Origin of the sequence: Rhodococcus sp. 27YEA15, from assembly GCF_049739425.1 — a bacterium.
Classification (GTDB): domain Bacteria; phylum Actinomycetota; class Actinomycetes; order Mycobacteriales; family Mycobacteriaceae; genus Rhodococcus_F.
The window spans coordinates 4219731-4239652 of record NZ_JBMHHW010000001.1; the positions used below are offsets into that span (position 1 = coordinate 4219731).

The window sequence follows — 19922 nt, forward strand, 5'->3', positions numbered from 1 at the left end:
TATTTCGTCATCCGCCTACGTCGTCATCCGCCTATTTCGTCATCCGCAGCCCGCCGATCAACAGTTCGACGATCTCGGCGGCCAGTGCCGCGGTCTCCTCCGTCGTCTGCCCGTCGCGACGCCGAAACCACAGATCTGTCCCGTTGAGGCTACTGAGCAGTACCTTTGCCGCCATCCGCGGCGATGTCGTCACGATCGACCCATCCCGCACACCGGCCTCGATCACCTCGACGTAGCGGTCTTCGTAGTCCAGACGCAGCGAGTTCAGGGCGGCCAACTGAGCTTGTTGGCGCGGCTTGAGCGCCGAATTCATCTGACCACGAACCCCGTGATGGATGGTGTGGTGGTGCCCGAGGTGGGTCATCAAATTCACCAGATGCGCACGCGACATCGCCTCCAGTCGTCCGAGACCGCTGCCCTCGGCTGCCATCGGGATGTCCACGGCGGTTCGAAGCAGACTCATACCGCGTTCGTAGATTGCCAGGTAGATGTCGAATTTCGACCGGAAATGGTAATAGACAAGGCCTTTGGTGGCTCCGATCCTCTCTGCCAGGTCGTCGACGGTCGTCGCCGCGTAGCCGTCGTCGGCGAATGCGTCGGCGGCGGTGTCGATGATCACCGATTTCATGTCCGGCAGAACGGTCTCCATGAGCGTGTCGTCTCCTCGTGCGCCTTGACTTGTCTCGAACCTTGACCCCGGGAATACTCGAGAGCAGTAATACTCAGTAGTATCCCTGATCAGAGAGGTTTTCCAATGTCGTTGGATTTTTCGGGCAAGGTAGCGATCGTCACGGGCGCAGGCGGCGGTCTCGGCCGCTCACACGCGCTGGCCCTGGCTGCGCGCGGTGCACGCGTCGTCGTCAACGACATGGGCGGCTCGGTGAACGGTGTCGGTGGAGCCGACACGGCCGCAGCCAAGGTGGTCGCGGAGATCGTCGAGCAGGGCGGTGAGGCGATCGCGGACCATTGCGACATCACCGACGTCGACGCCGTAGCCGCCATGGTGGCCGCCGCGATCGAGAAGTGGGGCCGCGTCGACATCCTGATCAACAACGCCGGGATCCTGCGCGACAAGTCCTTCGTCAAGGCCGAACTCGACGACTTCCGCAAGGTGATCGAGGTTCATCTGATGGGATCGGTGATCTGCTCCAAAGCGGTCTGGCCGCACATGGTCGAACAGAACTACGGCCGAATCCTCATGACGACGTCGGCGTCGGGAATCTACGGCAACTTCGGCCAGTCCAATTACGGTGCCGCCAAGTCGGGCGTGGTCGGTCTGATGAACGTCCTCGCCATCGAAGGAGAGCGGAAGGGAATTCGAGTGAACTCGCTCGCACCGACCGCCGCCACCCGAATGACCGAAGACCTCCTGGACGAGAAGACGCTGGCGTTGCTGGCCCCCGAGTCGATCTCGCCCGGCGCGTTGTTCATGGTCTCCGACGACGCTCCCACCAAGACGATCCTCAGCGCCGGCGCCGGAGTGTTCGCCATCGCCCGGATGGAAGAATCCCAGGGTGTCTACATTCCGACGGATGCACTCTCACCGGAGGTCGTCGCCGAACGGTGGGCCGAGATCAGCGACATGAGCAATCCGGTTCAAGTTCCGTCGGCGTTCGATCAGACACATCGATTCGTCGAGAAGGTCGTCACGGAGCAGTCCCCCACCTGAGTGACAGGAGCTGAGAAAACCGCCTGGACATCTCTACTCGAGTGAACTCGCTCATGCCCGCACGCCCTGTTACCCGAGTCGGACCGCAAGGTTTCGGTCCGCGTGGGAGGTGTGCGGGCGTTTGTCGCTCTCCACATCAAGCGGTGACGACCGTCGCATCGAACCGGCATCTCCGCTGGTAGTTCCCGACCTCATCCCGAACGATGACCCCTGTTTGCCGGCGGCAACACACGTGATGCCGCTGATGCGCCGTTTTGCGGACTTTTGGTGAGAACCGACTAAAAACGGTTCGAATTTCGTGCGGATCGACAGAGATGCAGGTCACGCCATGGGACAAGATTTAGCAGTCAGTACTCGAACACGCCCAGCCGATCTCCACTCGGGCGACGGCTCCATCTCGGAGGCACCATGAAACACCGTTCTTACCCAACACTTGCAGCAGCCGCAGGGCTCGCACTCGTGTTGACCGCTTGTGGCTCAGGAGGCACCAACGCGGGTGGCTCCGGTGGTGGCGATCCCGTCACGGACGGTACGTTCCGATTCGGTCTTCAGGCCGATCCCGGCGCCCTCAACCCGATCATGGCGGCTTCCTCCGCGACTGCGGAGGTCTCCCGGTTGGCGTACGACTATCTCGTCTATCAGGATCCTGACACGAGTGTCGTCGGACCGTGGCTCGCGGAGAAGTGGGAAGAGTCGCCCACGTCGGCGTCCTTCACCATTCGTGACGGCGTCACCTGTACGGACGGATCCGCCCTGACCGCCCAGACTGTCGCTGACAACATCAATTTCGTCGCGGACCCCGCCAACGGCTCACAGATGCGCGGAACCAATGTGCCGGCGACGGCAACAGCCGCAGCCGATCTCGCGACCCGCACCGTCACCGTCACGACTCCCGCTCCCAGCCCGTTCCTGCTGCTCAACCTCGCTCGGTTGCCCATAGTCTGCGACGCGGCATTGAAGGATCCGACCGCCGCGAACAAAGCTTCGCTCGGCACCGGAATGTACAAGGTCACCGAGGTCGTGCCCAACGATCACTACACGTTCGAACGCCGCGACGGTTACAACTGGGGCCCGGACGAGACCACCTCGGAAACGCCCGGCGTGCCCAAGACGGTCATCGCGTCGATGATTCCGAATGTCAGCACCGCTGCCAACCAGCTGCTGAACGGTGAAATCAACGCCGTGGCGATCTCCGGACCCGACAAGGCCCGTGTCGACGCCGCCAACCTCACCGTCGTCGAGCGTCCGGTGCCCGCAGGCCAGATGTACTTCAATCACATCGACGGCAACCCGACCAGCGATCCGGCCGTGCGCAAGGCACTGGTCCAGGCTGTCGACCTCGACGACATCGCCCAGGTCTTGACCGCCGGTCAGGGTGTCCGGGCGACCAGCTTCGTCGCGATCGAACCCCGCGCCTGCATCTACGACTCGGTCGACGGCAACCTTCCGACGTTCGACGTCGACGGCGCCAAGGCGACACTGGATGCCGCAGGCTGGAAGGCCGGCTCCGACGGCAAGCGCAGCAAGGACGGCCAAGCCCTCAAACTCCGCATGTACTACGACGGTGTCGACGACTCACGCAACGCGGCAGTCGAGATGGCGCAGAACGCGTGGAACGAGATGGGCGCGGTGGTCGAGGTGACCGGTGGCGATTCCAACAAGGTCATCGACGTCATGGTCAGCGGCAAGGACAACACGGCCTGGGACATCGGCTGGATTCAGATCAACAACAGCGTTCCGAGCGCGTTCACCGGCTTCTTCGCCGGGCCGGTTCCGCCGGCAGGAAAGAACTTCTCCTCGATCAACAACGACGCTTACGAAGCAGGCGCAACCAAAGCCTCCGGCCTGACCGGTGCCGAAGCCTGCGATGCCTGGGCCGACGCCGAGTCCGAGATCGTCAAGGCTGTCGACGCGGTGCCGTTCGCGAACTCGGTCAACAACACCTACTTCTCCAAGTCCGGACTCGCATTCGGTAAGACGTTCACCGGCCCGGCGCTGCGCGTCTACCAGTAGGCCGTTCCACCGTCCCAGCATCCCGCCCCTCGGAAAGACAGCCATGAGTCAAACACTTGAAGCCGCGACACCACCAGCGGCACCGTCGGCTCGCAAGAAGTTATTCGAGTCCGACAGCTGGCCTGCGTATCTCCTACGCCGTCTCGGTACGTTCGTTGTCTCTCTCTGGGCGCTGGTGACGGCGGCCTTCCTGATGCTCCAACTGATTCCGGGTGATCCCGTCCGGTTGGCACTGGGATTGAACGCTCCCGTCGAACTCGTCGAGGCGACGCGCAAGCAACTCGGTTACGATCTGCCGCTCTACCAGCAGTACTTCCGCTTCATCGGCGGACTACTCACCGGCAATCCGGGTGACTCGATCACCTTGAGGACTCCGGTCCTCGAGGTGATCGGCACCCGATTGCCCGCCACGCTCGAACTGGCCTTCCTCACGGTCGTCACCGTGTTGGTCATCGGCATCCCGATCGGGCTCATCTTCGCGGCGCTGACCAGAGGTGGCCGGCGACGCGGAGTCGAAATCGGTTACACCGCAACATCGGGCACCATCGCCGTGATTCCGGAGTTCATGTTCGGTACGGCACTGGTCTACCTCTTCGCCGTCACCTTCCCGATCCTTCCCGTCGCCGGACGGGGCGGGCCGGAAAGCTACATCCTCCCCGTCGCCGCCATGTCCATCGGCACCATCGCCTCCATGTCACGGATCGTGCGCGCCGAAGCCCTCAGCGTGCTCGACATGGATTACATCCGTACCGCGCGCGCCAAGCGGATGTCCCCGGCGCGCATGTACTTCCGGCACGCCATGCCCAACCTCCTGACGTCGACCCTGACGCTGGCCGGTCTGCTGCTCGGTGGTCTCATCGCCGGAACCGTGCTCATCGAAAGCATCTTCGCTTGGCCCGGAATGGGATTGGCACTGGTCAAAGCCATCACCGAGAAGGACTATCCGCTCGCCCAGACGCTGGTCGTGATCTACGGCAGCATCGTCCTCCTCATCAATTTCATCGTCGACGTGGTGCTCGCTCTGATCGACCCACGATCCACCATCCGGGAGAACTGAGTTGAGCACCTCACCTACGGTCGAAACGGCCGCAACGACGCCTCCTCGTCGGCACTGGCTGGTCCAGACTTTCCGCACTCCGTTGGGAATGCTGGCTCTCACCTTTCTGACCGGGCTGATCGCACTCGTGATCTTCGGGCCGATCATCTGGGGTGATGCCGCTGTCGTCGGAAACCCCAAGGCCCTCTCCCAGGGTCCGAGTTCCGAACACATCTTCGGCACCGACGCCGGTGGACGAGACGTCTTCGCCCGCACCATGACCGCAGCACGGTTATCCGTTCTCATGGCGCTGAGCGCCGTGGGACTCGGCGTCGCGCTGGGCCTGTTCCTCGGAACGCTCCCATTGCTCGCTCCGCGCTGGATCGGCCGGTTCGTCGTGGCGTTCCTCAACTTCGCCATCGCCTTTCCCGGACTGCTGCTCGCCATCTTCCTGCTGGTCGTGCTCGGACAGGGTTCGGGCAGTGCCGTGATCGCGATCGGTCTGGCCATGGCGTCGCCGTTCGCCCGTCTGACCTACGCGCTGTCCTCGTCGGTGAACGGCCGCGACTTCATCGATGCCGCTCGCATCCTCGGAGTCACCAAGCCCGGCTTGCTGTTCCGGCACATCCTCCCCAACATCCGCGAACCTCTCATCGTCAACGCCAGCATCTCCGTCGGCAGTGGGCTCGTCGTCTTTGCCGGTTTGTCGTTCCTCGGACTCGGCATCCAGCCGCCGTCCTTCGACTGGGGTCGCATGCTCAACGAGGGTCTGTCGAAGATCTTCGTCAACCCCGCCACCGCTCTGGCACCGGGTATAGCCGTCGTACTCTCCGGTCTGACCTTCACGTTGGTCGGTGAAGCGATCGCCCGCGGCGCGGGTGTGCGCAGCCCGATCAGCAGCAAGCTCCCCAAGTGGAAGCCTCTCAACACGTCCAAGCCGGCGCCGAAATCGGCTACCGCCGAAGACGTCACGCCGTCGGCGCCGGTGGACAAGGACGCTGTTCTCACTGTCCGGAACATGTCCGTGGCGGTTCCCGCCGGTAATACCTGGCGTAGCCCGGTCGACAACATCAGCTTCACGGTTCACCGCGGTGAAACCGTCGGTATCGTCGGCGAGTCCGGTTCCGGAAAGTCGCTGAGCTGCATGGCGATTTCTCAGCTCACGGACTATCCGACCGTCGTCGACGCCGGCCTCATCGAATTCGACGGCTCGGTTCTGATGAAGGACGGCAAGCGGCCGGAAGGCACTGCCGCCCGCAAGATCGCCCGCCAACTCGGAACCCGTCTGTCCATGGTGTTCCAGGACCCCATGTCGTCGATGAACCCGTCTCTCAAGGTCGGCTACCAGGTCGCCGAGATCGGCTGGCTACACGAGGGAATGAGCAAGACGGAAGCCAAGAAGGCTGCCGTCGACCGTCTGACCGCCGTGAAGATCCCCGACGCCGAACGCCGGGCGAAGCAGTACCCCCACGAGTTCTCCGGCGGTATGCGTCAGCGTGCCATGATCGCCATGGGCCTGATGGGAAAGCCGGCATTGATCATCGCGGACGAGCCCACCACGGCACTCGACGTCACCGTTCAGCGCGAGGTCCTCGGACTGCTGCACGAGGTTCGTGAAGAGACCGGTGCCGCAATCCTTCTCATCTCACACGACATGGCTGTCATCACGGGTATGTGTACCCGAGTCCTGGTCATGTTCGCCGGCAACATCGTCGAGGACATCACCGTCGACGATCTGGTAGCCGGGCGCGCTCGACACCCGTACACCCGCGCACTCATCGCCGCAGTCCCCACCATGACCACCGATCGCGACAAGCCACTCGCCACCGTCGACGAGGCCTGGCAGGTCGAAAACCTCGGAACCCCGGCGAGCGCCGTGGACGTCGAGTTGGAAGAGCTGGTTTCAGCCGCAGAGGAGACGACCAGATGAGCAGGCTGGAATTTCGCGACGTCAACGTCCATCTCGGCACCGGCACCAAACGTTTCCACGCGGTCAAGAACATCAATCTCGATATACCGTCGGGTTCGATTGTAGGGCTGGTCGGTGAATCCGGTTCCGGAAAGTCCACCCTCGCGCGGGCAACCGTCGGTCTGGCGGAACCCAGCTCGGGCCAGATCCTTCTCGACGGTGTCGACGTGGCTCATGCTCGCGGCGCCACCGCCCGCCTGCGCCACACCATCCAGATGGTGTTCCAGGATCCCTATTCCTGCCTGGACCCGCGTATGACGATCGGACAGTCTCTGGCCGAGGCTCTACGCTCCACCGAACGACGTGACAAGACCAAGCGCAGTCGTGGCGAGCGTGACACCGAGGTGGCCCGGTTACTCACCACAGTCCAGCTCCCGGCAGAGAAGGCCCACGACTATCCCGGTTCGTTGTCCGGTGGTCAGCGTCAGCGTGTCGCGTTGGCGCGGGCGCTCGCTGCAGCTCCGTCGGTACTGTTGGCCGACGAGATCACCTCTGCACTGGACGTATCCGTACAGGGCGCCGTCCTGAATCTGTTGATGGATCTGCAGAAGCAGTTGGGCCTGACAGTCCTGTTCGTCAGTCACAACCTCGCGGTGATCCGCTACGTCTGCGATCACGTGGCGGTCATGCTCGGTGGACAGATCGTCGAGCACGGCCCGGTTCTCGACGTGATCGATTCTCCGCGTGAGGAATACACACGAAAGCTGCTCTCAGCCATTCCCCAGCTCGGGGAGCCGATGTTCCAGTGACCATCCTCGAGTCACCAGTGGCCTCTCCGAGTGCGACTGCGCGCCGAGCGGCAACCATCGAGGACTACGCCTCGGTGGTCACACCGAGCAGCATCGCCGTCGGCGCGTCGGGCCGCATTGCGTACGTACGCACTCGGTCGAACCTGGTCGACGACGTCGACGAGCACTCGATCTGGCTGGCGTCGCCGCAGGCGCAACTGACCGCCGGTCCTTTCGATACTGCTCCGGCGTGGCATCCCACGTCGACGCAGTTGGTGTTCGTGCGTCCGGATCGCTCCGGCACGCCGCAGTTGTGGTCGGTCGACGCCGCCGGTGGACAGCCGATACAGCTGACCACCGCTGCGCAGCTTCCGCTCGGCGCAGGCGCACCGGTCTTCTCGCCGGACGGCACCCGGATCGCATTCGGTGCCCCCGTCGAGCGTGCGGTCACGACGTCGACGCGGCCCCTGGTGACTCGAAAGCTCAACTACAAGATCGACGGGCCGGGGACGCGCGGCAGCGTTCGCGTGCACCTGTTCGAACTCGATCTCGCAGAGGGCGCTGTCCGCCGGTTGACGGACGGTGACTGGGACGCCGCCGATCCCGTGTACAGCCCCGACGGCAGCGAACTGGCCTTCACCGCCGCGACGGACGAGAACTCCGATCTGACGCTGGCGAACTCCGCCTGGGTCGTGTCACTGACGGAGATCAACGCGGCCCCGACCCGACTGGGGCAGGCGACGAGCATCTGCGGGCCGCTGGCCTGGGCACCGAACGGGGACGCCGTCGTCGCGGTCGGTCGCCACTGCCCCGATATCGGAAACAACGAACTTCTCGTCCTTCACCGAGACGGTCGGGTGACCGATCGCAGTCTCACCGCCGGACTCGATCGCAACGTCATGCCGGGAGGCACCGGATATCCCGGCGGTGCACCAGGTTTCACCGCCGACGGCGACGTCGTCTTCTGCCTGCGCAATCACGGCTCGACCGAGCTTCACCGGATCGGATTCGAATCCGGGGTGGCCGCACCGGTCGTCGCCGGTGAGCAGACCGTCGTCTCCGGACTGGCGCTGACCGACGGACATGCCGTCGTCTCCGTGTCGACGGCCGAATCGTTCAGCGAGATCGCCGTGGTCGATCTGGCCACTCGCGACATCGAGATCGTCACCGAACTGAACACGGAAACAACAGCGTCGGCTCGGTTCCCGGTCGCCACCGAGCGCTGGTTCGACATCAGCGACGGCACCCGCGTTCAGGCCTGGATACTGCGAGATCCGGCGGTCACGAGCGCCGGACCGCTGGTACTCGACGTGCACGGCGGACCGCACAACGCCTGGACCGGCACCCGGACCGTGATGCACGCCTACCACGCGGAGTTGGTGCGCCTGGGATACACGGTGCTGACCGTCAATCCCCGTGGCAGCGACGGTTACGGCAACGCGTTCCTGGACGGCGTCCGCGACAGCTGGGGTGACGCGGACCGCGCCGATCTGCTCGAACCCGTCGAGACCCTGGTCGCCGAAGGTATCGCCGATCCCGCCCAACTGGTGCTCACCGGGTACAGCTACGGCGGATTCATGACGTGCGCGCTCACCTCGATCACCGACCGGTTCGCGGTGGCAGTGGCGGGCGGACTGGTCTGCGACGTCGCGAACACGGCGGGCGCGTCGGACGAGGGCATCTTGTTGCAGACCGTCGAGTTCGATCCCCGGTCGGCTCGCGTGCAGGAAATCTCGCCGCTCGCACGCGTCTCGAAGGTCACCACGCCGACCCTGATCCTGCACGGCGGCAGCGACGTCCGCTGTCCCGTCAACCAGGCCGAGCAGTGGTTCGCCGGTCTGCGTCTGGCCGGTGTGGAGACAGAACTCGTCGTCTACCCCGAGGCGTCGCACGCATTCGTTCTCACCGGACGACCCTCGCACCGCTCGGATTACAGCAGGCGTCTGGTCGCGTGGGTGGAGCGCCATCTGTCTCCGACACCGGCACGGACCGCCGTCGATCCCGACTACTGGCAGTACCGCCTCGACACCCTCGTCGAGAAGTACGGTGTCGCCGGTGCCTCGCTGGGAATCGTGACGACCTCGCGCAGCGGCTTCGACCGCACCGTGGTCACCTCCGGCGTCGTCAACACCCGCACCGGTATCGCTGCTACCCCGGACACCGTGTTCCAGATGGGCTCGATCAGCAAGGTCTGGACCGCCACGTTGATCATGCAACTCGTCGAAGAAGGGCTTCTCGACCTCGACGCACCGGTCCGAAACGTGTTGCCCGAATTCACAGTGTCCGACGAGACGGCAAGCGCGGCGATCACGACACGGCACCTGTTGACCCATACCAGCGGAATCGACGGTGACGTCTATATCGACACGGGCCGAGGTGACGACTGCATCGAACGCTACGTGACGGAGCTGAAATCCGTCGCACAGCTCTTCACGCCGGGCTCCGCCTGGGCTTACTGCAATGCTGCATTCGTCGTCCTGGGAAGAGTCGTCGAGGTTCTGCGCGGCAAGGTGTGGGACGTCGTCCTACGCGAGCGGATCATCGAACCGCTCGGGTTATGCCGGACCACGACGCTGCCCGAGGAAACCATCCTGCACAGCGCAGCGGTCGGCCACGTCCGCTCGGGCGACGATCTCGTACCGACACCGCACTTCCTGATCTCGCGCTCGATGGGTCCGGCCGGACTTGTCAGCGCCGCCGTCGAGGATCTGCTGCTGTTCGCTCAGGATTCGATGCGTGACGATCCGATACTCCTTCGCCGCTCGACTCACCTGCAGATGATCGAGAATCCCTTCGACATCAGCACTGTCGCAATGGCCGATGCCATGGGGCTCACCTGGCAGATCCTGGATTGGGACGGCGCCCGCGCATACGGGCATACCGGTGCGACCCTGGGACAGAACGCGATCCTGCGCGTTATCCCCTCGCGCGGCATCGCGATAGCGCTGATGACCAATGGCGGCGGAACAGATTCACTCACCGCCGATCTCGTATCCGAGATCGCTCGAGTTGTCGGCGGCGTCACCGTCACTCCGGATTTCACGCCTGGCCGTCCAGAGAGTCGCCAAATCTCGTCCGATGTGGAACGTGACGCATTGTGCGGACTCTACCGCGATGCCGCCACCGACTACGCCGTCTCCAGAACCGGTAGTTCGATGACCCTGATCCGCACCGAGCACACGAATCCGTCCGGCTCCGAAGAACTCGCCCAATCCATCGAACTCGATCTGATCGAAGTCCAGCCAGGAGTGTTCGCGTCCAGACTGCCGCAGACGGCCGCCTGGGTGCGAATAACCGTCATCGACAACGAGAGTAGACAATTGCTGTACGTCGGAAGTCGCGCATACCCGCGAGTGGAGGATCAGTGACCACACTCCTCGGCCTCGCCGAACAACATCTCCCCCAGATCCTCGACGACGCCATCGCTCTCATCGAGATCGAGTCACCGTCGCACGATCTCGAATCGGTTGCCCGCAGCGCGAAGTGGACGTCGGACCTGATCCAGGAACGGCTCGGGGTCAGCCCGGATTGGGTCGTCGTCGAAGGCCGCACCCACCTGATCACTCGTTTCGGCAGCTCGCCGACGCGGCTGATGCTCCTGGGACATCACGACACGGTGTGGCCGATCGGCACCTTGCAGCGCCTACCTGCCGCCGTGACCGACGGCGCCCTTCGCGGCCCCGGCGGTCTCGACATGAAACTTGGCGTGGTGCAGGCAATTCACGCTCTCGCCATCACCAGGGACTTGCACGGGCCCGACGCCCTCGACGGCGTCACGCTCATGGTGACCGGTGACGAGGAGATCGGCTCGCCCACCTCACGTGCATTGATCGAAGAGCACGCAGCAGGCGCTGTCCTGGTACTCGAAGCCGGTGGCGACGGCGGCGAACTCAAAACGGTTCGTAAAGGTGTCTCACTCTACCGAATCCACGTTGCGGGGCGTGCCGCTCATGCCGGCCTCGAGCCGGAAAAGGGCATCAATGCAGCGGTGGAGCTTTCGCACCTCGTCGTCGCGATCAGCGCCATGTCGTCACCGGAGCACGCCACCACCGTCACCCCCACTGTGACGGCGTCCGGGACTACCACCAACACCGTTCCGGCGCAGGCGTTCGTCGACGTCGACGTCCGTGCGACCAGCGCGGCCGAGCAGGCTCGCGTCGACGCGAACATGAGGGCGCTGCGCGCAATTCATCCCGAGGCCGTCGTCACTGTCACCGGCGGCGTCAATCGCCCACCCCTGGAAGCCGCGATGTCCGCACCGCTACTGGCACTGGCAGCGCAGATTTCGCTCGACAACGACCTGCCCGAACCGGTCGGACTCGCTGTCGGTGGAGCGTCGGACGGAAACTTCACCGCCGGAATAGGCGTCCCCACCCTCGACGGACTCGGCGGCGTCGGCGGCGGCGCCCATGCCGAAACCGAGCACGCACTGGTGTCTTTCATCGCACCCCGAACTGCCTTGGTGGCCGGGTTGATTCGCACGATCACGACAGAAGGAGGCGACGGTGCAGGCTGACAACGCTGTCGAGTTCCGAGAATTGGTCGACACCCAGGAGATAGCCGAACTCTCAGCCGTCTTCGACGAGATCTGGGCGACCACTCCCGGTCCGGCACACTTCGGCACCGCGATGCTCGTGGCACTTCATCACGGCGGCCACTACGTCGTCGGCGCCTTTTCCGGTGACCAGATGATCGGCGGCTGCGTCGGGTTCTTCGTCGAGCCTCTCGGCGAGGTGCTTCATTCACACATCGCCGGCGTGCTTCCCAGGTTTGCCGGCAAAGGCGTCGGGCGCGCTTTGAAGCTCCACCAACGAGATTGGTGCCTCGAGCGCAGCGTCCCGACAATTCGCTGGACATTCGATCCGCTCGTTGCCCGTAACGCATACTTCAACATCGAGCGCCTCGGCGCCGATCCTGCCGAGTACAACCCGGATTTCTACGGATCGATGGTGGATGGAATCAACGCGGGCGACGCCAGCGACCGAATGCTGGTGAGCTGGAATCTGGCCGCCAGCGATGCGCCGAGTTCGGCTGCACGCGTGGAAGATATACTCAAGGTGCTCGAACCGTCCCCCGACGGTAAGCCTCACAAGATCCCGATACCTTCCGACTGCACGGACATCGCCGTCGGAATACCGCGGGACATCGAGCAACTGAGGTCACTCGACCGCGAAGCGGCGTTCGCATGGCGGCTGGCGCTTCGCGAGTACCTCGAACCGCTCGTCGCGTCGGACCAATGGCGCTCGACAGGCTTCGACCCCAGCGGCTTTTACATGTTCACGAAAATCTGCGAGACAACCGGAGAAGAACAAGTCCATGCACATTGAATCCGTAGAATTGCGCGAGCTGCGCATTCCCCTGGTCTCACCCTTCACCACGTCCTTCAGCACCCAGCTCGAGCGCAACACCCTCGTCCTCAAGGTCTCGGGAACGACCGAGGGCCCGAACGGTCCGGTCGAGACCGTCGGCTGGGGCGAGTGCGGTTCGCTCAGCGATCCGTACTACAACTCGGAATACACCGCCGGGGCACGAACGATGCTGCGCGAGTATCTCGTTCCCACTCTCCGTAAGTCACAGACGGACCAGCCGCTGTCCGCCGAGACGGTCGGCAGCGTCCTGCACGGCATCGTCGGCCACCAGATGTCCAAGTCGTCCATCGAGATGGCGATCCTCGACGCCGAGCTGCGTGCTCGTGGTCAGTCGTTCGCCCGTTACCTCGGCGCGACCCGCACCCGCGTCCCTTCCGGTGTGTCCGTCGGCATCCAGGACAGCATTCCCGAGCTACTCGAGACGGTCGGAAACTACCTGGCCCAGGGATACGTCCGCATCAAGCTGAAGATCAAGCCCGGCTGGGACATCGCTCCTGTCGCTGCCGTCCGTAAGGAATTCGGCTACGACGTACCGCTGCAGGTCGACGCGAACGCGGCGTACACCCTCGTCGACTCCCAACTGCTGCGTCGCCTCGACGAATTTGCGCTGCTGCTCATCGAGCAGCCGCTCGCCGAGGACGATCTGGTGCAGCATGCCAAGCTCGCGCAGACCCTGTCGACCCCGATCTGCCTCGACGAGTCGGTCGAATCCGCCAAGGACGCCGCCGACGCGATCACCCTCGGTGCGGCGTCGGTCATCAATATCAAGCCGAGCCGCGTCGGCGGATACCTGGAAGCCAAGCGCATCCACGATCTCGCCTCCGCGCACGGGATCGCCGTGTGGTGTGGCGGAATGCTCGAGACCGGTATCGGCCGCGCCGCCAACACCGCTCTCGCCGCACTCGACGGCTTCACGCTGCCCGGTGACATCTCGGCGTCCGACCGGTTCTACAAGGAGGACATCACCGAGCCGTTCGTCATCGAGGACGGCCACATCGCCGTTCCGCAGGGCCCCGGCTTCGGCGTGACGCCGCGTGAGGACGTCATGGATCGCTTCACCGTGGGTACCGAGATTCTGTAAGTCTCACAACTCGAGACAGCCATCTCCACCGATTCCCGGCGGAGGTGGCTGTCTTCTGTTTGTGTCGGTAGGGACGTGCATAGTGAATCGGACATCGACGTTCGCACCGAAAGGCCCCTGATGAGTAGCTGGTCCGATCGCCCGATCTGCGCGTTCGACCTCGAGACCACGGGGCGAGATCCGTCGACGGCGCGGATCGTCAGCGCCTGCGTTGCGGTTGTCGACGGCCCTCGGATCGAAACTCGCACATGGCTGCTCGATCCGGGAGTGGACATCCCGGCCGGGGCCAGCGCAGTTCACGGCATCAGCACCGAATACGCCGCTGAGCACGGTCAGGACTATCTCGAAGGATACGACGAGATCCGCGACGCCCTGCAGCACTCCTGGGCCAGGGACCACGCGGTAGTGGCATTCAACGCCTCGTACGATCTGACGATCATGCATTCGGAAGGGCTTCGCCTCGGCCGGGACGGACTTGTCCCCGGACTCGTGATCGATCCGTACGTCATCGACCGCGCCATGGATACCTATCGTGCGGGCCGCCGGACCCTCGCAGCCGTATGCGAGCATTACGGCATCACGCTCGAGTCAGCGCACGAGGCCGAGGCCGACGCGATGGCCGCAGCCGGTCTCGCCCGCGCACTGGCAGTGCACTTCCCGGAGATCGTCGAACGCGATTTGATGACCGATCAAGCCGACTGGCATGCCGAGCGTCAACGCGATTTCGCCGACTATCTGATCAGCCAGGGCAGGGAGGCTTCGGACATCAACGGGCAGTGGCCGATTCGCTTCACCGCCTGAGCGGTCAGAAAATCAGTCCCTGACTGCGCGCTTCGACGACGGCCTCGTGACGACTGCGGGCGTCGAGTTTGCCCATCAGATTCCGCATGTACGTCTTGACCGTCTCGACGCTGAGGAACAGCCGGTCGGCGATGTCGGCGTTGCGCAGGCCGAGGGCAACGTAGCCGAGCACCTGGCGTTCGCCGGGTGAGAGGACGGTCGCGGACTCGGCCGCCATCGGCGAGACGAGTGCTCGGAGTTTCGCTTCGACGGCCTGCACTTGCGCACCGAGGGCGGCATCGTCCAACCTCGCGACGATCTCGTGCAATGCCAGAACACTCTCGGACACTACGTCGCGGTTCGAATTGTTTTCCACTGCAACGGTATCGAGCATTTCCACTCGCCGGTCCACTTCGTCACGAATCTCGATCTCGCGAGCGAGTGCATACGAGGCTCGCATCATCTTGTCCGCGATCACGTTCCCGATCGGAAGATTGGCGCGCAGCCCACCGCAAATCGCGCCCCTGGTGACACCACGGACGACGATCGGTACCGCCATCAACGATTCGATGGCCTCGGCGCCCACTTCGTAGTCGTAGTCGTGGGTGATGTGCGACGAGTTCGCATAGTCCTGCACAGCGCCCGGGCGCTGTTCGGCGATCGCCCGACCACCCAGCCCGAGAGCGGCATCGATTTTCAGGTTCCGCAGGACGTTACTGCGGGTGCCGAGATACCCGGTGATGGTCAGCGACCGGTCGGCGGCGCAGCCGCCGAACAGCACCGGCAGTTCGGTCTGTGGGTGCAAACGTCACAGTTCGGCGCGTAACGCGTCGTCGTCGCTCGGCCTCAACACCCTGCTCACTCGCACTCCCTGTCACTGCGCCTACCCAATTGAGAGGGTAGCGGCCACATGTGCGAGGTCATAGCGTGCATGAAGAACATGCACCCCGACCACGCCGTCAGTTCCGGAGGAACCGCGTCCGCACCGATCGCTCTCGCCGCCAACAACACCCCGCTCAGTCCGCTGCGCTTTCTCGAACGCAGTGCGTCGGTGTTCCCGGACCGCATTGCCGTCGTACACGGCAACCGGGCGTCGGTATGGTCCAGGCCGAGAACGCCCGCGTCGTCGATACCGCGATGAACGACGTCCCTGCAGACGGCACGACAATGGGTGAGATCGTGCTGCGGGGTAACAATGTGATGCTCGGGTACTACCGTGACGACGCAGCGACCGCCGAGGCGTTTGCCGGTGACTGGTTCCACTCGGGCGATCTCGGTGTCATGCATCCCGACGGGTACATCCAGCTCGAGGACCGGGCCAAGGACATCATCATCTCGGGCGGCGAGAACATCTCGACCGTCGAGGTGGAGCAGGCGATCATGAGTCATCCGGCGGTGGTGGGCGTGGCGGTCGTCGGTGTTCCCGACGAGAAGTGGGGCGAACGCCCCAAGGCGTTCGTGGTACTCGGCAAGGATGCGCAGGCGAGCGTCGAGGAGATCGTCGAACACACCCGCACGTTGCTGGCCGGATACAAAGTGCCCCGGGACATCGCCTTTCCGCTCGACCTTCCCCGTACACCGACGGGCAAGGTACTCGAGTTCCGACTACGCGCCGACAGCTGAGTGAGCCTGCACCTGGATACTGGCATCCATGACCGAACGCGCCGACGTACCCGAAACTGATCCCACACAGTTTCGGGTGCACGTCGCCTCTCAGGCCATTCGCCTGTTCTCCGAGAACGGCTACGAGGCCACCACCGTCGAACAGATCGCGGCCGCAGCCGGAGTGTCTCGCCGTACCTTCTTTCGTCAGTTTCGTTCGAAAGAGGACGTGATCTTCGCTGATCACGAGTCCCTCCTCGCCCAGGCGGCGGAGTTCCTCACGGTCGACGCCCCGGATCCGTGGGCGCGGGTGTGTGATGCTGCGGGCCTGGTCTTCGATCGATTCCGTCAGAACCGAGATCTGTCCATGCGCCGCTACCGCGTCGTTCAGCACGTTCCGGCGCTACGCGATCGCGAACTGGTGACTGGCTTCCGGTACGAGAGATTGTTCGTCGACTATCTGCGCAGCTCGGTGCCGCGAGAGCCGGTACTGCGAGTGGTCGGTTTCGCCGCCGCTGTCACCGCGTGCCACAACTATCTTCTACGCAGCATGATCAAAGGTGACTCCGATGCCACCGCCGAGGCATTGCGAGCTGCACTGCTCGACGTCCGGCGCACGTATGCAGTGGTTCCGGGCGCGGACGTCGAGCGCCGTGGTGACGAGAAGTCCGTGCTGGTGGTGACGTTTCCGCCTGGTACATCCGCGGCAGAAATCAGCCGGCAGATCCACCGACAGCTCGATTGACGGTCCTCGTTTTCGTGATGATCTTCGACACTCGTTCATCTGACCACCCTTGACCTGGCACTCAGTGCCGTGGTTGACTTCCCCCTGTTGGTCCCAATTCGTCCATATCGCCGCCCCGGCGCGGTCGACTCGGACATAATTCGGACCAGATCTTCGCACCGCCCTGGCACTGAGTGCCTATATCGTCTTCGAACTAGGAGCGCCCCATGGCCGGAAATCCGGACTTCAACCTCTTCCAGCTCGGCGAAGAGCACGACGAGCTGCGGGCCGCGATCCGCGGCCTCTCCGAAAAGGAGATCGCACCGCATGCCAAGGACGTCGACGAGAACTCACGCTTCCCCGAAGAGGCACTGACCGCGCTCAACGCTTCGGGCTTCAACGCCATCCACGTCCCAGAAGCCTATGACGGTCAGGGCGCGGACTCCGTCGCCACCTGCATCGTCATCGAAGAAGTGGCCCGCGTTTGTGGCTCCTCCTCCTTGATTCCCGCCGTCAACAAGCTCGGCACCATGGGTCTGATCCTGCAGGGTTCGGAAGAACTCAAGGCCAAGGTTCTCCCGGATCTGGTGGCAGGCGCCATGGCGTCGTACGCCCTGTCCGAGCGTGAGGCCGGCTCCGACGCCGCCGCCATGCGCACCCGCGCGAGGGCAGACGGTGACGACTGGATCCTCAACGGCTCCAAGTGCTGGATCACCAACGGCGGCAAGTCCACCTGGTACACCGTCATGGCCGTCACCGATCCCGACAAGGGCGCGAACGGAATTTCCTCGTTCATGGTCCACAAGGACGACGAAGGATTCGTCGTCGGACCGAAAGAGAAGAAGCTCGGCATCAAGGGCTCCCCCACCGCCGAACTGTACTTCGAGAACTGCCGCATTCCCGGTGACCGCATCATCGGCGAACCGGGCACCGGCTTCAAGACCGCACTGCAGACCCTCGACCACACCCGCCCCACCATCGGCGCTCAGGCCGTCGGACTCGCTCAGGGCGCACTCGACGCGGCACTGGCATACACCAAGGACCGCAAGCAGTTCGGGAAGTCCATCAGCGACTTCCAGGCAGTACAGTTCATGCTCGCCGACATGGCGATGAAGGTCGAGGCCGCCCGCCTGATGGTCTACACCTCGGCAGCTCGCGCCGAGCGCGGCGAGAAGAACCTCGGTTTCATCTCCGCCGCCGCCAAGTGCTTCGCGTCGGACGTCGCCATGGAGGTCACCACCGACGCCGTGCAGCTGTTCGGTGGCGCCGGTTACACCACCGACTTTCCGGTCGAGCGCATGATGCGTGACGCCAAGATCACGCAGATCTACGAAGGCACCAATCAGATTCAGCGCGTCGTGATGTCGCGTGCACTGTTGAAGTAAGAAGGGTCTCCGGCCGCTGTGCGCCTTTTCGGTAGTTCCGACTACCGGAAAGGCGCACAGGGGCTTCGCCCCCCATTCAGAGGAGAAACATGGAACTCGTAGGCGTAGTCGGCGGCGGCACCATGGGTGCCGGCATTGCCGAGGTCTGTGCAAAAGCCGGTAGCTCGGTGCTGGTGCTCGAAACGAAGGAAGAGTTCGCGGACGCTGCCCGCGAGCGGATCACCAAATCCATCAATCGCGGTGTCGCCAAAGGCAAGATCACCCAGGAAGACGCCGATGCCGCGATCGCTCGCGTCCGCGTCACCCTGGATATCGAAGAGTTCGCGGACCGCGATCTGGTGATCGAGGCCGCCCCCGAGATCGAAGCACTCAAATACGAGATCTTCGGCAAGCTGGACAAGATCGTCAAGCCGGCCGGCATTCTGGCAACAAACACGTCGTCCATCCCGGTCATCAAGATCGCCAAGGCCACCACCCGCCCCGGCCAGGTTGTCGGCGTTCACTTCTTCAACCCCGTACCGGTCATGCCGCTGGTGGAGATCGTCGTCAGCCTCACGACGTCCGAGGAGACGGTGCTCGCCGTCACCGACTACGCGAAGAACACGCTGCGCAAGAAGACCGTTCGCGCGGGTGACCGCTCGGGCTTCATCGTGAACGCGCTGCTGATCCCGTACCTGTGCCAAGCCGTGCGGATGCTCGAATCCGGTTACGCCACAGCCGAAGACATCGACGAGGCCATGAAGGGCGGCTGCGGCTACCCGATGGGTCCGCTGACGCTGCTCGACACCGTCGGTCTCGACATCGCGCTCGCGGCCGCAGAATCTCTGTACGCGGAGTTCGCCGAGCCGCACTACGCACCGCCTGCTCTGCTTCGCCGCAAGGTCGACGCCGGCCAGTTGGGCAAGAAGACCGGTCGCGGGTTCTACGAATACGCCTGATCCACCCGCTGCAGCGGCGCCTCGAATATCGAGGCGCCGCTGCAGTCACGGTGTCGAGACTCGCCGCGCGAACTCGTCCACCGCATCGGCCGGCTGCTGCAGCCGCATTCCACCCCCGTCGACAGACTCTTCTCATCGAACGCGACGACGCCGGCCGGCGCAACCGAGCCCGGTATCGTGGACCCGTGCCGTCACTGCCTCCTACCTCACTCTCCGTTCGCGTGGACAGCTGGACGTGGGCGGTCCGCCTGTTCAAGACACGCTCGCAGGCTGCAACGGCATGCCGCTCGGGGCACGTCCGGGTGAACGGCGCGTCGGCGAAGGCTGCGCAGCAGGTCAAGGCCGGCGACGAGGTGCGCGTTCGGGTGGCCGGGGTCGAGCGGATAGTCGTGGTGGTCAAACCGATCACCAAACGAGTCAGTCCTGCACTTGCCGCGGACTCTCTCGTGGACAATTCGCCGCCGCCACCGCCACCTGAGGTCATCGCCTCCATACCTCGGCGCGATCGGGGTGCCGGGCGCCCCACCAAACGGGAACGACGCGATCTGGAGAAGCTCCGCGGACACGAGCTCTAGCCGTGTGTTCACCGCCGGCGTATTCGGACATTGTTGTTAACAGACCAATGGTC

Annotated in this window: 17 protein-coding genes and 1 pseudogene; 16 read left to right on the forward strand and 2 right to left on the reverse strand. The window is 64.0% G+C overall.

Features of this window, described 5'->3' with window-relative positions; translation table 11 throughout:
* Window positions 1-31: 31 nt before the first annotated feature.
* On the reverse strand, window positions 32-649 hold the full coding sequence (locus ABH922_RS19700) for a TetR family transcriptional regulator (protein ID WP_424808515.1): 618 nt from the start codon (window positions 647-649) through the stop codon (window positions 32-34).
* A gap of 105 nt (window positions 650-754) precedes the next feature.
* On the opposite strand from ABH922_RS19700, the gene ABH922_RS19705 reads away from it, so the two are divergent.
* The 10 genes from ABH922_RS19705 to ABH922_RS19750 all read left to right on the forward strand — a co-directional run bounded on the left by ABH922_RS19705 (window position 755) and on the right by ABH922_RS19750 (window position 14666).
* Entirely contained in the window at window positions 755-1669 is a 915-nt protein-coding gene (locus ABH922_RS19705) for an SDR family NAD(P)-dependent oxidoreductase (RefSeq protein WP_424808516.1), read from the forward strand.
* A 408-nt stretch (window positions 1670-2077) separates the two neighbouring features.
* Window positions 2078-3682, forward strand: a complete 1605-nt coding sequence (locus ABH922_RS19710) for an ABC transporter substrate-binding protein (RefSeq protein ID WP_424808517.1) — start codon at window positions 2078-2080, stop codon at window positions 3680-3682.
* 43 nt (window positions 3683-3725) lie between these two features.
* The gene (locus tag ABH922_RS19715; RefSeq protein WP_424808518.1) at window positions 3726-4739 is read left to right on the forward strand and encodes an ABC transporter permease; all 1014 of its coding nucleotides are present in this window, start codon (window positions 3726-3728) and stop codon (window positions 4737-4739) included.
* Window position 4740: 1 nt separating this feature from the next.
* Window positions 4741-6648, forward strand: a complete 1908-nt coding sequence (locus tag ABH922_RS19720) for a dipeptide/oligopeptide/nickel ABC transporter permease/ATP-binding protein (protein WP_424808519.1) — start codon at window positions 4741-4743, stop codon at window positions 6646-6648.
* Window positions 6645-7436 (forward strand): ABC transporter ATP-binding protein, encoded by a 792-nt coding sequence (locus ABH922_RS19725; protein ID WP_424808520.1) that lies wholly within the window; start codon window positions 6645-6647, stop codon window positions 7434-7436. Before ABH922_RS19720 ends, ABH922_RS19725 begins: the two co-directional genes overlap by 4 nt.
* Window positions 7433-10783: a serine hydrolase gene (locus tag ABH922_RS19730; RefSeq protein WP_424808521.1), complete on the forward strand. Its 3351-nt coding sequence runs from the start codon at window positions 7433-7435 to the stop codon at window positions 10781-10783. Before ABH922_RS19725 ends, ABH922_RS19730 begins: the two co-directional genes overlap by 4 nt.
* On the forward strand, window positions 10780-11931 hold the full coding sequence (locus ABH922_RS19735; RefSeq protein ID WP_424808522.1) for a M20/M25/M40 family metallo-hydrolase: 1152 nt from the start codon (window positions 10780-10782) through the stop codon (window positions 11929-11931). Before ABH922_RS19730 ends, ABH922_RS19735 begins: the two co-directional genes overlap by 4 nt.
* Window positions 11921-12742, forward strand: coding sequence for a GNAT family N-acetyltransferase (locus ABH922_RS19740; protein WP_424808523.1), 822 nt, complete (start codon window positions 11921-11923; stop codon window positions 12740-12742). Before ABH922_RS19735 ends, ABH922_RS19740 begins: the two co-directional genes overlap by 11 nt.
* Window positions 12732-13865 carry an o-succinylbenzoate synthase gene (gene menC / locus ABH922_RS19745; RefSeq protein WP_424808524.1) on the forward strand — a complete coding sequence of 378 codons (1134 nt, stop codon included), beginning with the start codon at window positions 12732-12734 and terminating at the stop codon, window positions 13863-13865. The genes ABH922_RS19740 and menC overlap by 11 nt, the downstream gene beginning before the upstream one ends.
* Before the next feature lie 120 nt (window positions 13866-13985).
* Window positions 13986-14666, forward strand: coding sequence for a 3'-5' exonuclease (locus ABH922_RS19750; protein WP_424808525.1), 681 nt, complete (start codon window positions 13986-13988; stop codon window positions 14664-14666).
* A gap of 4 nt (window positions 14667-14670) precedes the next feature.
* Here ABH922_RS19750 and ABH922_RS19755 read toward each other — a convergent pair whose 3' ends face one another.
* Window positions 14671-15450, reverse strand: coding sequence for a response regulator transcription factor (locus ABH922_RS19755; RefSeq protein WP_424808526.1), 780 nt, complete (start codon window positions 15448-15450; stop codon window positions 14671-14673).
* Between the two features lie 126 nt (window positions 15451-15576).
* Between ABH922_RS19755 and ABH922_RS19760 the strand changes: the two genes are divergently transcribed.
* The 6 genes and pseudogenes from ABH922_RS19760 to ABH922_RS19785 all read left to right on the forward strand — a co-directional run bounded on the left by ABH922_RS19760 (window position 15577) and on the right by ABH922_RS19785 (window position 19869).
* On the forward strand, window positions 15577-15786 hold the full coding sequence (locus ABH922_RS19760) for a hypothetical protein (protein WP_424809784.1): 210 nt from the start codon (window positions 15577-15579) through the stop codon (window positions 15784-15786).
* Window positions 15735-16268 (forward strand): annotated as a pseudogene (locus ABH922_RS19765) (AMP-binding enzyme); the annotation flags it as partial. The gene ABH922_RS19760 and the pseudogene ABH922_RS19765, both read left to right, overlap by 52 nt.
* A gap of 28 nt (window positions 16269-16296) precedes the next feature.
* On the forward strand, window positions 16297-16992 hold the full coding sequence (locus ABH922_RS19770) for a TetR family transcriptional regulator (RefSeq protein ID WP_424808527.1): 696 nt from the start codon (window positions 16297-16299) through the stop codon (window positions 16990-16992).
* 206 nt (window positions 16993-17198) lie between these two features.
* A complete protein-coding gene (locus ABH922_RS19775) occupies window positions 17199-18356 on the forward strand; it encodes an acyl-CoA dehydrogenase (protein WP_424808528.1) in 1158 nt (385 codons plus the stop codon).
* 89 nt (window positions 18357-18445) lie between these two features.
* The gene (locus ABH922_RS19780; RefSeq protein ID WP_424808529.1) at window positions 18446-19294 is read left to right on the forward strand and encodes a 3-hydroxybutyryl-CoA dehydrogenase; all 849 of its coding nucleotides are present in this window, start codon (window positions 18446-18448) and stop codon (window positions 19292-19294) included.
* 185 nt (window positions 19295-19479) lie between these two features.
* Window positions 19480-19869: an RNA-binding S4 domain-containing protein gene (locus ABH922_RS19785; RefSeq protein ID WP_424808530.1), complete on the forward strand. Its 390-nt coding sequence runs from the start codon at window positions 19480-19482 to the stop codon at window positions 19867-19869.
* Window positions 19870-19922 lie beyond the last annotated feature (53 nt).